The 13472-nt window shown below is 62.0% G+C and carries 13 protein-coding genes; 8 read left to right on the forward strand and 5 right to left on the reverse strand.

All coding sequences use genetic code 11. From position 1 onward, the window contains the following. Window position 1: 1 nt before the first annotated feature. Complete coding sequence (locus Q8L50_RS11435; protein WP_305272891.1) at window positions 2-1072, reverse strand: AI-2E family transporter; 1071 nt, start codon at window positions 1070-1072, stop codon at window positions 2-4. 94 nt (window positions 1073-1166) lie between these two features. On the opposite strand from Q8L50_RS11435, the gene purM reads away from it, so the two are divergent. The 3 genes from purM to Q8L50_RS11450 all read left to right on the forward strand — a co-directional run bounded on the left by purM (window position 1167) and on the right by Q8L50_RS11450 (window position 4487). Next, window positions 1167-2201, forward strand: coding sequence for a phosphoribosylformylglycinamidine cyclo-ligase (purM, locus tag Q8L50_RS11440; protein WP_305272888.1), 1035 nt, complete (start codon window positions 1167-1169; stop codon window positions 2199-2201). Between the two features lie 36 nt (window positions 2202-2237). Further along, complete coding sequence (locus Q8L50_RS11445; protein WP_305348774.1) at window positions 2238-3431, forward strand: MFS transporter; 1194 nt, start codon at window positions 2238-2240, stop codon at window positions 3429-3431. 126 nt (window positions 3432-3557) lie between these two features. Then, window positions 3558-4487 (forward strand): ParA family protein, encoded by a 930-nt coding sequence (locus Q8L50_RS11450; RefSeq protein WP_305272882.1) that lies wholly within the window; start codon window positions 3558-3560, stop codon window positions 4485-4487. Between the two features lie 53 nt (window positions 4488-4540). Here Q8L50_RS11450 and Q8L50_RS11455 read toward each other — a convergent pair whose 3' ends face one another. The 3 genes from Q8L50_RS11455 to Q8L50_RS11465 are packed head-to-tail and all read right to left on the reverse strand — an operon-like array spanning window position 4541 to window position 7995. After that, complete coding sequence (locus Q8L50_RS11455; protein ID WP_305272879.1) at window positions 4541-5392, reverse strand: SirB1 family protein; 852 nt, start codon at window positions 5390-5392, stop codon at window positions 4541-4543. Between the two features lie 55 nt (window positions 5393-5447). Next, a complete protein-coding gene (gene murJ, locus Q8L50_RS11460) occupies window positions 5448-7013 on the reverse strand; it encodes a murein biosynthesis integral membrane protein MurJ (RefSeq protein WP_305348775.1) in 1566 nt (521 codons plus the stop codon). 37 nt (window positions 7014-7050) lie between these two features. After that, the gene (locus Q8L50_RS11465) at window positions 7051-7995 is read right to left on the reverse strand and encodes an alpha/beta fold hydrolase (RefSeq protein WP_305348776.1); all 945 of its coding nucleotides are present in this window, start codon (window positions 7993-7995) and stop codon (window positions 7051-7053) included. 107 nt (window positions 7996-8102) lie between these two features. Between Q8L50_RS11465 and Q8L50_RS11470 the strand changes: the two genes are divergently transcribed. Both Q8L50_RS11470 and rpsT read left to right on the forward strand, forming a co-directional pair. Then, the gene (locus Q8L50_RS11470) at window positions 8103-8837 is read left to right on the forward strand and encodes a helix-turn-helix transcriptional regulator (protein WP_305348777.1); all 735 of its coding nucleotides are present in this window, start codon (window positions 8103-8105) and stop codon (window positions 8835-8837) included. Between the two features lie 138 nt (window positions 8838-8975). Continuing rightward, window positions 8976-9284 (forward strand): 30S ribosomal protein S20, encoded by a 309-nt coding sequence (gene rpsT, locus Q8L50_RS11475; RefSeq protein ID WP_077594845.1) that lies wholly within the window; start codon window positions 8976-8978, stop codon window positions 9282-9284. Between the two features lie 290 nt (window positions 9285-9574). On the opposite strand, the gene Q8L50_RS11480 is transcribed toward rpsT, so the two are convergent. Next, window positions 9575-9886: a DUF3579 domain-containing protein gene (locus tag Q8L50_RS11480; RefSeq protein ID WP_305272858.1), complete on the reverse strand. Its 312-nt coding sequence runs from the start codon at window positions 9884-9886 to the stop codon at window positions 9575-9577. Window positions 9887-10112: 226 nt separating this feature from the next. Here Q8L50_RS11480 and Q8L50_RS11485 point away from each other — a divergent pair, with 226 nt between their 5' ends. From Q8L50_RS11485 to Q8L50_RS11495, 3 genes are all read left to right on the forward strand, one after another. Continuing rightward, complete coding sequence (locus tag Q8L50_RS11485; protein ID WP_305272856.1) at window positions 10113-11336, forward strand: aspartate aminotransferase family protein; 1224 nt, start codon at window positions 10113-10115, stop codon at window positions 11334-11336. Next, window positions 11333-12265 (forward strand): ornithine carbamoyltransferase, encoded by a 933-nt coding sequence (gene argF, locus Q8L50_RS11490; RefSeq protein ID WP_305348778.1) that lies wholly within the window; start codon window positions 11333-11335, stop codon window positions 12263-12265. Before Q8L50_RS11485 ends, argF begins: the two co-directional genes overlap by 4 nt. 416 nt (window positions 12266-12681) lie before the next feature. Then, window positions 12682-13395, forward strand: coding sequence for a YebC/PmpR family DNA-binding transcriptional regulator (locus tag Q8L50_RS11495; protein WP_305348779.1), 714 nt, complete (start codon window positions 12682-12684; stop codon window positions 13393-13395). Window positions 13396-13472: the final 77 nt, after the last annotated feature.

A 13472-nucleotide genomic window follows, 5' to 3' on the forward strand; every position in this document is an offset into this window, starting at 1 on the left:
CTTAGCCTTGATAAAGCTTGCTCAGCATGTAGCTGGCGCGCAGCCGGCGGATCGCCACCAGCAGCACCGCGCTGGCCGGAAGTGCAATCAGCACGCCCAGAAAGCCAAACAACTGGCCAAAAGCCAGCAGCGCAAAGATGACCGCCAGCGGGTGCAGCCCGATACGCTCACCGACCAGACGCGGCGTCAGGTAAAAACTCTCGACCAATTGCCCTGCCCCATACACGCCGGCCACCACCAGCACGCCGTAAAGGCTGCCAAATTGCAGAATTCCGGCCAGAAGCGCCAGCAGCATGCCCAGGCCAAAGCCCAGGTAGGGAATAAAAAAGGCGAGCCCGGTGAACACGCCGACAGGCACGGCCAGGTCGAAGCCGAACAGCGCCAGCGCCACACTGAAGTAGACCGCCAGCACCCCCATCACCAGCAGCTGCCCGCGCAGGTACTGGCCCAGCACCGTGTCGGCCTCATCCATGAAATTGTCAAACGACGGACGCAGTTTGGGTGGCACCAGCTCGATCAGCAGCGCCACAAAGCGGTCCCAGTCCTTGAGCAGGAAAAACAGCGCCACAGGAATCAGCACGCCATTGCCGATGATGGCCAGCGCCACGCTGCCGCCCAGCTTGAGGGACGACAACACAGAGCCAAAGGTGTCCTCAAAGTTGGCGCTGAGGTACTTGACTACAAAGGCCTTGATGCTCGCCACGTCCAGCGACAGCTGGATGCCGAACTGCGCCAGCCACGGGCCCAGACTGGTGTTGATACGCTCGGCCAGCACCGGCAACTGCTCGCGCAGCAGCGGCAGTTCTTTGGCAAAAACAGGCACCACCAGCAGCATGACCGACAGCAGCGCCAGGATGAACACCGTCTCGACAATCAGCACCGCCAGCACCCGGGGCATGCGGCCGGCCCCGAGCCGGTCCAGCCGGTTCACAAGGGGTGTCAGCACGTAGGCCAGCACCGCAGCCACTACAAAGGGCGTCAGCACCGGGCCCAGCAACCACAGCGCCAGCAGCAGCAGGGCGGCAATCAGGCCCCATGCAGCCGCGCGTTTTTGGGTGGAAGTAAATTGCATGTCACCTGACTGGGGCAAGCCCTTAGAATCTTGACTTGGATTCTATCGGGCTTGTATTTCCTTGACGCCCGCCCGCCCCACCCCTCCAAGCAGCATGACCACCACCTCCCCCCTGAGCTACAAAGACGCCGGCGTTGACATTGACGCCGGCGACGCCCTGATTGAGCGCATCAAGCCGCTGGCCAAAAAAACCATGCGCGAGGGGGTGCTGGCCGGCATAGGCGGTTTTGGCGCCCTGTTTGAAGTGCCCAAGCGTTACAAAGAGCCGGTTCTGGTCAGCGGCACCGACGGCGTGGGCACCAAGCTCAAGCTGGCGTTTGAGTGGAATATGCACGACACCGTGGGCATTGACCTGGTGGCCATGAGTGTCAACGACGTGCTGGTGCAAGGTGCAGAACCGCTGTTTTTTCTCGATTATTTCGCCTGCGGCAAGCTCGATATCGACACCGCAGCGGCGGTGATAGGCGGCATTGCCCGGGGCTGCGAGCTCAGCGGCTGCGCCCTGATAGGCGGCGAAACCGCCGAAATGCCTGGCATGTACCCGCCTGGCGAATACGATCTGGCCGGTTTTGCTGTCGGCGCGGTGGAAAAGTCCAAAATCCTGACCGGCAAAGACGTGAGCCCCGGCGACGTGGTACTGGGCCTGGCCAGCAGCGGCGTGCATTCCAATGGCTTCAGCCTGGTGCGTAAATGTATTGAGCGCGCTGGCGCCGATAGCCCTGCGATGCTGGACGGCAAGCCCTTCAGGCAGGCCCTGATGGAGCCGACACGCCTGTACGTCAAAAATGTGCTCGCTGCCCTGGCCGCTCACCCCATCAAGGCCTTGGCCCACATCACCGGCGGTGGTCTGCTGGAGAATATTCCCCGCGTGTTGCCCGAAGGCACCGCCGCCCACCTCAAAAAGGGCAGCTGGCCGCAGACCGAGCTGTTTGCCTGGCTGCAAACCACCGCGGCGATTTCCGACTTCGAGATGAACCGCACCTTCAACAACGGCATCGGCATGGTGGTGGTGGTGGATGCGGCCCACGCCGCTGCAACCGCAACCACCCTGCGCAAAGCCGGTGAGCAGGTGTATGAAATTGGCGTGATTGCGGCAATAGGTGACGGCGCTGCCGTCACCGTGGTCTAGGGCCTGCGGCGCGTTCGGCACCTGACCCGACCGCGCATGCCCAACACGCCTTCCCCCGTTCCCGCGCGCCTGCCCGGCGCCATCTGGGCGCTGGGCTTTGTCAGCCTGCTGATGGACATTTCTTCCGAGATGATCCACAGCCTGTTGCCGGTCTTCATGGTGACGGTGCTCGGCACCAGCATGTGGGCGGTTGGACTGATTGAAGGAGTTGCAGAGGCCACCGCGCTGATCGTCAAGGTGTTTTCCGGCGTACTCAGCGACTACTGGCGCAAGCGCAAACTGCTGGCGCTGCTGGGCTACGGCTTGGGTGCGGCCTCCAAACCCTTGTTTGCACTGGCGAGCACCACCGGGATGGTGCTGACTGCGCGCCTGATTGACCGCGTGGGCAAAGGCATACGCGGCGCACCGCGTGATGCGCTGGTGGCTGACCTGGCCCCGCCCGGCATGCGCGGTGCGGCTTTCGGCCTGCGCCAGTCGCTGGACACAGTGGGCGCCTTCGTCGGGCCGCTGCTGGCCGTGGGGCTGATGCTGCTTTGGGCGAATGACTTCCGGGCGATTTTCTGGGTAGCCGTAATTCCGGCTTTTCTGGCTGTGGCGCTGCTGCTGGTGGGCGTGAAAGAGCCGGTGCCACATGCGGACACTGCAAAACGGCGTAACCCGATCAGCAAAGTCGAGCTGCGCCGTCTGAGTGCGCCCTACTGGCGGGTGGTACTGATAGGCGCAATCTTCACGCTGGCGCGATTCAGCGAGGCGTTTTTGGTGCTGCGTGCCATGCAGACCGGCCTGCCGATTGCCTACGCACCGCTGGTGCTGGTCGGCATGAACATCGTTTATGCCCTCGGCGCCTACCCCTTCGGCAAACTGTCCGACACGGTCAGCCACAACGTCCTGCTGGCTGGGGGCCTGGGGGTGCTTATCGCTGCGGATGTACTGCTGGCGGTGAGCGGGCACTGGGCCCTGGTGGCTGCCGGTATTGCCTTGTGGGGCTTGCACATGGCCATGACCCAGGGGCTGCTGGCCACCATGGTGGCCGAGGTCGCACCGGCTGACCTGCGCGGCACCGCCTTTGGTTTTTTCAATCTGGTCAGCGGCCTGGCACTGCTGGTGGCCAGTACGGTGGCAGGAGTCTTGTGGGATCAGCTGGGCGCCTCAGCGGCCTTTGTGGCGGGCGCTGTCTTCAGCGTGGTGGCGCTGGCCGTGTTGTGGGGCTGGCGGCAACGGCCAGGCTGAAACCCGGCCTGTCTTCACTCTTTTGCTACAAAAATACTAGCTGGTTGCGCATATCCCGATTGGGCGCACTGGACTTTCCGCCGTATTTGTATCAAACTGTACGACTGGTTCGTTTCTGGAGCTTTCATGCCGGTCATCGCAGTCGTCAACCGCAAAGGGGGTAGTGGCAAAAGCACGCTGGCCGCTCATATTGCGGCATGGTGCGCACGCAACGGCAGTTCAGTCATGCTGGGGGACGTGGACCGCCAGCAATCGGCACGCGCCTGGTTGAAGCGGCGTGATGCCGCGCTGCCTGCCATCGCGCCCTGGGCGGTAGACCAGAAAAACATGCTGCGTGTGCCCACCGGCATAACCCACGTGGTACTTGATACACCGGGCGGCATGCACGGCTTTGAACTGGCCCGGGTGGTGATGTTTGCCGACGCCATCGTGATGCCGGTCTGCAACTCGATGTTTGACCGCGAGTCTGCCGAGGCCTGCCATGCCGAGCTGATGACCATGCCACGTGTGGCCAGCGGCCGCTGTCGGCTGGCCATTGTGGGCATGCGGATCGATGCACGTACCAATTCAGCGCAAACCCTGGACGCCTGGGCCGAAACGCTGCGTGTGCCGTTTCTGGGGCCGTTGCGCGAAACCCAGCTGTATGTGCGCAGCCTGGAGCGCGGCCTGACCATTTTTGATTTGCAGCCGCACCTGGCCGCAGCCGATCTGGCCCAGTGGGCGCCCATTTTGCAGTGGCTCAAGCCCCAGCTTTACCCACCACAAGCGGCCAATGACGGCACGTCGGTCATACGCCCGCCAGCGCAAAGCCTGGCACCTAAAAAAGCGGTCTCGCGACCGACCGTGCCCGAAGAAGTGGTGTCCAGGCGTCTGGGCACACTGCCCGGCAGCCTGATGCCGGCGCAGGAGTCCATGGTGCAAGGTGGCCGGATGTCGACCCTGAGCGCGGGCCGCACACCTGCCGCTCCTTTGCGACCAGCAGCGGCACCGACGCTGGCGCGCCCCACCCGACTGAGCGATGGGCCGCAGATTCCGCAGTTTTTAAAGCGCAAATAGGGCCCCCGCGTTCGTCCTGAACCCGTCGACGGAGGCCCCTGACCTTTGAGGACTCAGCTTTTCTGGCGCCGCAGCTGATCCAGTCGGTCGGCGATGGCGTCCAGATCCAGCGCCTCTTCGGCGTGGTCCAGATACAGCTCCAGATCGGGCACAGCGCGGCTGGTCTGGCCGTGCTCAGCCAGGGCCAGGCCGCGGTCACGGTACTCGGTCCAGGCTTCGGGGTGCAGCACAATCAAGCGGTCCTGCACTGCAATCAGACGCTGCCAATCCTGCTGGGTCTTGTGGATTTCCTTGAGGTTGCGCAGCATGCGGGCAATGATGTCGCGTGAAGGCACCGACTGCAGATACAGGCCAATCGGCACCTCGAAGTCATCCACCAACCCGCTGCGCTGACGAAACGGCTCCAGCCGCTCGGACAGTTCTTCCCGGCTCAGCGACTGGCCGGTAAAGGGGTCTATCACCACCTGGCCTTTGGGCAAATTGACCTTGACCATGAAGTGGCCCGGAAACGCCACGCCGCGCGCGTTCAGGCCCATGCCCGCCGCCAGTTCCAGCCACAACACAGCCAGCGAGATGGGAATACCCCTGCGGGTTTTCAGCACCGCATTCAGGTAGCTGTTGTCGGGGTCGTAATAGTCATTGATGTTGCCGCCGAAGTTCAGATCGCGAAAAAAGAACTGGTTCAGGGACCGCAGGCGCTGCAGAGGCGACGCATCGGCAGGCAGGCGGCGTTTCACCCGGGCAAGCAACTGATCCACGTCGCCGAGGACCTGTTGCACATCCAGGTCCGGGTATTCGTCCTGGGCCACACAGACCGCCGCCTCCAGCAGGGGAAACTGATCGTCGCTCTGCACCAGGCTGGCAAAGTACTGCAGGGGTGAAGGAAGTTCCAGATTCACAAACATGCCGCTACTTTCGCACAAACCGCGTTCCGATGCGAGCCAGCACCGCCAAAAACCGTCACCCGCGCAGCAACTTTCGCAGCTTCAGCCCGGTGGCCCAGAGCGCTCCGAAATAAATAGCACCTGAAGCAATCAGCACAAGGGCTAACAGCCCAATCCGCTTGAAATATTCAGCGCGCAGGCCGGTCCAGCTCACGGCTTGGGCGGACCACATCAAAAACACCGCCAGCAGCGCACTGGCCGCCAGCACCTGCAGTGCAAACCGGCCCCAGCCGGCAGAGGGCCGGTAACTTCCGCGCCGACGCAGCCCGATCAGCAGCCACAGCGCATTGATCAAGGCGCCAATACCAATGGCCAGCGCCAGCCCGGCATGCTGCAGCAGCGGCACCAGCGCAAGATTGAGCAACTGCGTGATCACCAGCACCACCAGGGCAATACGCACCGGCGTCTTGATGTCCTGGCTGGCGTAAAAACCCGGCGCCAGCACCTTGATGGCCACCAGCCCGACCAGCCCGGCGCCGTAACCCATCAGGGCGGTGGTGGTCTGCTGAACATCGCGATCGGTGAAGGCGCCATAGTGGTAAAGCGTGGCCACCAGGGGTTGGGCAAAAGTCAGCAGCGCCACCGCACTGGGCACAGCCAGCAGGACGACAATTCGCAGCCCCCAGTCCAGCATGGCTGAATAGGCATCGCTATCGTCGGCAGCACGGGCGGCGGCCAGTTGCGGCATCAGGACCACACCAATCGCCACACCCAGCATGGCGGTGGGGAACTCCATCAGCCGGTCGGCATAGGTCAGCCAGCTGACGCTGCCGGGCGTCAGGTGCGAGGCAATCTGCGTGTTGATGATGGTCGACACATGCGCCACGCTGACGCCCAGCAAGGCCGGCAACATCAGTTTGCCGATGTTGCGGGTGCCGGGGTCGGCCCAGGCCGCACGAATCGATTGCCAACCCAGCCCGACGCGCGGCAACATGCCAATTCTCAAGAGGGCTGGCACCTGCACCGCCAGTTGCAACGCGCCGCCCATCATCACGCCCGCACCCATGGCGTAAATCGGCTCAATCCCCTTCGACTGAAACCATGGCGCCCCCAGCCAGGCCGCCCCAATCATGGACACATTCAGCAGCACGGGGGTGGCCGCCGGTACCGCAAAACGCTTCCAGGTGTTCAGAATGCCGGCCGACAGCGCCACCAGCGACATGAAGCCGATGTAGGGAAACATCCAGCGTGTCATGAAAACCGCCGCCTCAAAACCACGCGGCTCCTGCTTCAGGCCGCTGGCCATCACCCATACCAGCACCGGTGCGGCCGCCACGCCGATCACGCAGGTCAAGAGCAAGGCCCAGGTCAGCAAGGTGGCGACCCGGTTGACCAGCACTTGTGTGGCGGCCTCGCCGTGCTGCGCCTTGTTGGCGGCCAGCACCGGCACAAAGGCCTGGCTGAAAGCGCCCTCGGCAAACAGGCGCCGGAACAGGTTGGGAATGCGAAATGCCACGTTGAAGGCGTCTGTCAGCGCGCTGGCGCCAAAGGTGGAAGCCATCAACAGCTCACGCGCCAGACCGGTGATGCGTGAAACCAGCGTGAACAGGGAGACGGTGGACGCGGATTTGAAAAGTGACACAGCAGGAGTTTAATGGCCCTCGCTCCGGGTTCCAGGCCTAACGTTGCCCGGAAAGGTCGGCCAGAAAATTGGCGTACAGCTGTGCCGTTCGCTTCGGCGCCTCCATCATCGGCAAGTGTCCTACCCCTTGCACCACCTCGATGCGGGGGTTTTTCAGGCGCGTGCGCAACACCTCCGCGCCTGAAACATCAAACACACGCTCGTCGCCACCCCATAAGGTGAGGCTGGGCTGTTGCAATGCGCCAATTGGCGCATCCAGAAGGTAGCGGTCTTTCAATTGCGCATTCCATAGGCGAACATTCGACGGTGCATTGCGCAGTGCATCGGCCTGCGTCGCCTGAAGGATGGGATACGGCAGGAAAGGACGTTGGGTGAACAGCAAGGACATCATCTGGTCAAACTCAGCCGCGGTGTGTGCAATCAGTGGCGTCTTGCCGGTATCGATCAGTCCGTCCATCGCACTGGGCCTGGGCGTCTTGATGCCGTGCGGGGCACCGATAAAGGCAATACTTGCCGCGCGCTCTGGATACCGGATGGCAAACAGCGCCGCAATGGTGCCACCCATCGAATTGCCCGCCAGATGCGCCCGCTGGATACCCAGCGCATCAAGCAGGGCCTTCAGGCGCTCTGTTTGCGAGGCGTAGTCATAGCTCTGATCACGCAGCCTGCCGCTTTCCCCGAAGCCAGGCAGGTCGGGGGCAATCACCTGATAGCGACGGGTCAGGCCCCGTGCAAAGTCCACCCAATGGTCTTTCTCGGCAAAAATACCATGCAGCAAAACCACCGGCTCACCGGTTCCGCCCACCAGATAATGGACTTCATGCGCGCCCGCTGAGACCGTTTTCTCCGACAGGCCGGACAATGCGCGGTTAAGACTCAGCAGCGGTTGCACAAACAAGCCCGGCAAGCTGTAGTACATCAACACCGTAGCGGTCAGCAACAAAAGCAGAAATACACACAATGCAAGGGCTATACGTTTCAAGAAAGTCTCCGTGTAAATGGGATGTGAGTCGACGCCGCTGGCCGGGGGAACGAGCCGCGTTCGGGAGAATACAAAAAAGCATGACGAAAAACTTGTACGTTTAGGCTATGCGCGCAGCCAATACCCTCACGCTAGGCACCAACCGGGCGCTGTATGTAGGCGACTTGCCGGCCACGGGCTGGCACCGCCACGCGTCCCCGGTGCTGCTGATGGGGCTATCGGGCCGCTTCTCGGTGCAGTTGCCCAGCGAGCGCCCCCAGACATGTAGCAGCGCCCTGATAGACACCGGTGTGGAGCATGTATTCGACCCCTGCGGCGAACATGTTGCACTGATGTACCTTGAGCCGGACTCTCTGGAGGCACGGGGTTTACGCACCCACTTTCAGTCGCAAGGCGGGGTGATTTTCGAGCCCGCTGTGCGGGTAGCCTCGCGCAGCCGCATGGATGCGCATTTGCGCACCTTCGATATGCATTCGCTGCTGCAATTGACCTGTTCGCAGGTTGCGCCCATCGATGAGCGGGTCGCCCGCAGCCTGCTGGCCTTGCGCACGCAGCGCGAGGGACCACTCGGCCGTGACTGCGCAGGGGCAACCGCACACTTGTCTGCCTCGCGCTTTAACCACTTGTTCCGCGCTGAAATGGGCGTGAGTTTTCGCAGCTACCGCGTGTGGTCCCAGGTGCGCTCCGCCATGGTCGGGTTAACCACCAACGTCAACCTGACCCATGCCGCATTGCATGGCGGCTTTGTGGATTCGTCGCACTTCAGCCGTATGTTCCGCCAAACCTTCGGCATGACACCGTCCAGCGTGCTCAAGCCGTTGAAGGATGTCACCCTGATTTAGACTGGTTGCGGGCGCACCCGTGCCCCCAGGAATTGCAGGCCCAGACGGGCGTTGGCGCGGCACATATCGGGAAGTTATATAATGGTGGGCTTTGCTAGCATCATCCGCAGACCCTTCCTCTTTTAAAGGAACCCTTATATGGCTACCGCCAAACCCAAGAAAAAGAACCCGCGCCTGGCATCAGGCCGCAAACGCGTCCGCCAGGACACCAAACTCAATGCCGCCAACACCTCGCTGCGCTCCAAGTACCGCACCGCTGTGAAAAACGTCGAAAAAGCGGTCGCCGCCGGCGACAAGACCAAAGCCACCGAGCTCTTCGCCAAGGCGCAGAGCATTGTGGACACGATTGCCGACAAGGGCATCTTCCACAAAAACAAGGCAGCTCGCGACAAGAGCCGCCTGTCCACCAAGGTCAAGGCACTCGCCCTGGCCACTCCCGCCGCGTAAAACCCACCGCCTGAGCAATCAGGCAACCGCCCGGACTGGCGACAGTCCGCCGTTCTGCAGGGTGCGCTGCCAGCAAAGCAAAAAAGCCGTCTTTCGACGGCTTTTTTGTTTTCCGATTACTGCCGCCTCCCCCGGATAAGTCGGAAAGCGTGGCGAGCGGGTGCGAGGCAAGGCGCACGGAGCGCAGCAACCGGAATGTACTTCAGGTATTCGAGGATTGCGACTAAAAAGGAGATGGGGCCCTTTCGTTCCCATCCGGCGCAACGCCGAATCGAGCCCGCGCAGTAGCTTTATGGCTTGTCCGGCAGCAGGCAGGCTTCGGCAATTTGTAGATCGTTGTCTTTGGCGAAATTGATCGCAAAGTCCCAGGCCATGGGTTCGGCATCGCGCAACTCGCTGTTGACCACCACACATTTGACGCCATTGATCACTGTGGGAACACACCAGGGCGAATAGGTCAGATGGCTGCCAGGTTGCGGTCCGCCGGGCCGGAACTGGCTCATCACGCCACACAAACGGTCGGCCCAATCGCTGGGGCGAAAGGTTTTGCCGTCGCGGGTGAGGCCTTGAATGAAGACTTCTTTGGCGGAGTTGGAGACCATCGGGTGGAAGGTTTTTGCGTGCCCGGGACCCGGATTGAGGCCCATGCTGCACCGCACAATGATTCTATCTTATATAAGACTCAGGCCTGACCTGAAGGCCGCGGTCTCCACGCATGGCTGTGATGAGAGATCGTCACCAAATCACCAAACCTCTGCGCCTAAAATCAACTCAAGCCCGTGAAGTTGATCGCGGGCTACTTTTTTTGCCAAGTACCCGGAGCTTCCCATGACCGCAGCCCTGCCCCAGCACATAGACGCCGCCTCTCCCCATGTGATGAACACCTATGGTCGCCTCCCCATAGCCTTGTCGCACGGACAGGGTTGCAGGGTCTGGGATGTCAATGGCAAGCAATACCTGGACGCCCTGGGCGGCATTGCCGTCAATACGCTGGGCCACAACCACCCGCGCCTGGTGCCTGCCCTGCAAGACCAGATTGCAAAAATCATCCACAGCTCCAACTATTACCATGTGCCAGGCCAGGAAACACTGGCGGCCAAACTGGTGGAGCTGTCGGGCCTGGAGAACGTGTTTTTCTGCTCCACCGGACTGGAAGCCAACGAGGCTGCCCTGAAACTGGCGCGCAAGTTCGGCCATGACAAAGGCATCAACCGCCCGGAAATCGTGGTTTATGAAAAAGCCTTTCACGGCCGCAGCATTGCCACCCTGAGCGCCACCGGCAACCCCAAGGTGCAAGCCGGGTTTGGGCCCTTGGTCGAGGGATTTATCCGCGTCCCCATGAACGACATGGCGGCGCTGGAAGCCGCCACCGCCGGCAACCCGAATGTGGTCGCGGTGTTTTTTGAAGCGATCCAGGGCGAAGGCGGTGTCAACCCGATGGATGCGGGTTACATGCAGCAGATACGCAAGTTGTGCGACCAGCGCGACTGGCTGTTGATGATTGACGAAGTGCAATGCGGCATGGGCCGCACCGGCAAATGGTTTGCGCACCAGTGGGCCGGTATCAAGCCGGACGTGATGCCACTGGCCAAGGGCCTGGGCTCGGGCGTGCCGATTGGCGCAGTGGTGGCCGGACCAAAAGCCGCGCATATCTTTGCCCCCGGCAACCACGGCACCACCTTTGGCGGCAACCCGCTGGCCATGCGCGCCGGGGTGGAGACCCTGCGCATCATGGAAGAAGACGGCCTGCTGGCCAACGCAGCCAAGGTCGGCGCGCATTTGAAGTCGGCCCTCAGCCGCGAACTCGCTGGCGAGCTGAAGTCTGGCGCCGTCAAGGAAATTCGCGGCCTGGGACTGATGCTGGGCATAGACCTGGCCCAAGCTTGCGGGGAATTGCTCACGCGCGCTGCTGACAAAGGGCTGCTGATCAGCGTGACCGCCGACTCGGTGATACGCCTGGTGCCGCCGCTGATACTGAGCGAGGCCGAGGCCGACGAGATCGTGGCCATCCTGTGCCCGCTGATCAAACAGTTGATCGGGGAAAAGCCATGAGCGCCGCAACCGCGGCTATCCGCCACTACCTGCAGTTCAGCGACTTCAACGCCGCCGAATATGCCTATATTTTCGGGCGCGCCGCCCTGATCAAGAAAAAATTCAAGGCCTACGAAAAACACCAGCCGCTGGTGGACCGCACACTGGCCATGATCTTCGAGAAAGCCTCCACCCGCACCCGCGTGAGTTTTGAGGCCGGGATGTACCAGATGGGTGGCAGTGTGGTGCACCTGACCACCGGGGACAGCCAGCTTGGCCGGTCTGAACCGGTGGCGGACAGCGCCAAAGTCATCAGCCGCATGGTCGATCTGGTGATGATCCGCACTTACGAGCAAACCAAGATCGACGAGTTTGCAGCACATTCCCGCGTGCCGGTGATCAACGGCCTGACCAACGAGTTTCACCCCTGCCAGATCATGGCCGACCTCTTCACCTACATCGAGCACCGCGGCAGCATCAAGGGCAAGACGGTGGCCTGGGTAGGCGACGGCAACAACATGGCCAACACCTGGCTGCAGGCCAGCGAGATCCTGGGCTTCAAGGTGCACCTGAGCACCCCCAGCGGTTACGAGGTGGACCAGTCGGTGGCAGGCATTCGTTCTGCCGACAGCTACAAGGTCTTCAAGGACCCGATGCAGGCCTGTGCCGGTGCCGACCTGGTGACGACCGACGTCTGGACCAGCATGGGCTACGAAGCCGAAAACGAGGCACGCAAAAAGGCATTTGCCGACTGGTGTGTGGACAGCGACATGATGAAGGCCGCCAGCCCCGACGCGCTGTTCATGCATTGCCTGCCGGCGCATCGCGGTGAAGAAGTGGAAGCCGACGTCATCGACGGGCCACAGTCCGTTGTCTGGGACGAGGCCGAGAACCGGCTGCATGTGCAGAAGGCGCTGATGGAGTTTCTGCTTCTGGGACAGATCGGATGACCGTGCGCGAACGGCGTGTGCTGGCGTCGTTGGTGGCTTGACCGGCTGTTGCCACCGCTTCGGGCGTCCCGACGCGGGGCTGAACGTCGGCACACCAGCTACCGGGCCCACAAAACGCTACGAAATCAGGAGCTGCTTGCGCCCATCCAGAAAGGGCTACAGGCCGAAACGACACTTGAAACTGCGTCGAAACCGGCCACCAGCAACACGCAGCGCCAACAGGCCCCGCCCTGGGCCGCGCCCGACGCGCAAAAATCAGCGGCATCGATGTATCGATGTTTGGTGGGCATGAGCGGGTGGCGCCAAGGTGTATAAACAAGGCCCCCGTCTGGCGACGCGTCATGTGCAATGCGCCGGTCCGGCCTCACCAACCAGCCAGGCGCCTATGAGCGCCGCAACACGAAAGAAGATCAAGCATGGGCGCGCAGTGGAAAGCAAAAGGCAAGGAGCTGGCCGCCAATGCCAAGGGCAAGGTCTTCGGAAAACTGGCCAAAGAGATCATGGTGGCCGCGCGCAGCGGTGCCGACCCGGCGCTGAACGCGCGCCTGCGGCTGGTGGTGGAGCAGGCCCGCAAGGTTTCCATGCCCAAGGACACGCTGGAGCGCGCGATCAAGAAGGGAGCCGGACTCACGGGTGAATCGGTGCATTTTGAGCATGTGATTTACGAGGGGTTTGCACCGCACCGCGTGCCCGTCATGGTCGAATGCCTGACCGACAACCTGAACCGCACCGCGCCTGAAATGCGCGTCTTGTTTCGCAAGGGGCAACTGGGCACCTCCGGCTCGGTCGCCTGGGACTTTGACCACGTGGGCATGATAGAAGCCGAACCCGCGGCCGCGGGCGCAGACCCTGAACTGGCCGCCATCGAGGCCGGCGCCCAGGACTTCGAACCCGGCGAAGAGGAAGGTAGCACGCTGTTTTTGACCGATGCCGCCGATCTGGACATCGTCAGCCGCGCCCTGCCGGCCCAGGGCTTTACCGTGTTGTCCGCCAAGCTCGGCTACAAGGCCAAAAATCCCGTCGATCCCGCCAGTCTGAGTGCAGCGGACCTGGAGGAAGTGGAGGCTTTCCTGGCCGCCATCGACGCGAACGACGATGTACAGAATATCTTTGCGGGTCTGGCAGGCTGACTGGGCACGCCGAGGATATTTGCTCAAGGGGTGTTGCTTACTTGAGTATCCCGTGCGTTTGCAGCAGTTGCACTGAC

This window comes from Polaromonas sp. (assembly GCF_030680935.1).
GTDB lineage: Bacteria > Pseudomonadota > Gammaproteobacteria > Burkholderiales > Burkholderiaceae_C > Polaromonas.

What these genes read in the sequence shown, in the direction of transcription:
- Q8L50_RS11455 (WP_305272879.1), bottom strand. Translation starts at nt 5,392, where the DNA reads ATGTTTGTGAATCTGGAACTTCCTTCACCCCTGCAGTACTTTGCCAGC.
- Q8L50_RS11495 (WP_305348779.1), top strand. Translation starts at nt 12,682, where the DNA reads ATGGGCGCGCAGTGGAAAGCAAAAGGCAAGGAGCTGGCCGCCAATGCC.
- Q8L50_RS11485 (WP_305272856.1), top strand. Translation starts at nt 10,113, where the DNA reads ATGACCGCAGCCCTGCCCCAGCACATAGACGCCGCCTCTCCCCATGTG.
- Q8L50_RS11445 (WP_305348774.1), top strand. Translation starts at nt 2,238, where the DNA reads ATGCCCAACACGCCTTCCCCCGTTCCCGCGCGCCTGCCCGGCGCCATC.
- rpsT (WP_077594845.1), top strand. Translation starts at nt 8,976, where the DNA reads ATGGCTACCGCCAAACCCAAGAAAAAGAACCCGCGCCTGGCATCAGGC.
- argF (WP_305348778.1), top strand. Translation starts at nt 11,333, where the DNA reads ATGAGCGCCGCAACCGCGGCTATCCGCCACTACCTGCAGTTCAGCGAC.
- purM (WP_305272888.1), top strand. Translation starts at nt 1,167, where the DNA reads ATGACCACCACCTCCCCCCTGAGCTACAAAGACGCCGGCGTTGACATT.
- Q8L50_RS11435 (WP_305272891.1), bottom strand. Translation starts at nt 1,072, where the DNA reads ATGCAATTTACTTCCACCCAAAAACGCGCGGCTGCATGGGGCCTGATT.
- Q8L50_RS11450 (WP_305272882.1), top strand. Translation starts at nt 3,558, where the DNA reads ATGCCGGTCATCGCAGTCGTCAACCGCAAAGGGGGTAGTGGCAAAAGC.
- Q8L50_RS11470 (WP_305348777.1), top strand. Translation starts at nt 8,103, where the DNA reads ATGCGCGCAGCCAATACCCTCACGCTAGGCACCAACCGGGCGCTGTAT.
- Q8L50_RS11480 (WP_305272858.1), bottom strand. Translation starts at nt 9,886, where the DNA reads ATGGTCTCCAACTCCGCCAAAGAAGTCTTCATTCAAGGCCTCACCCGC.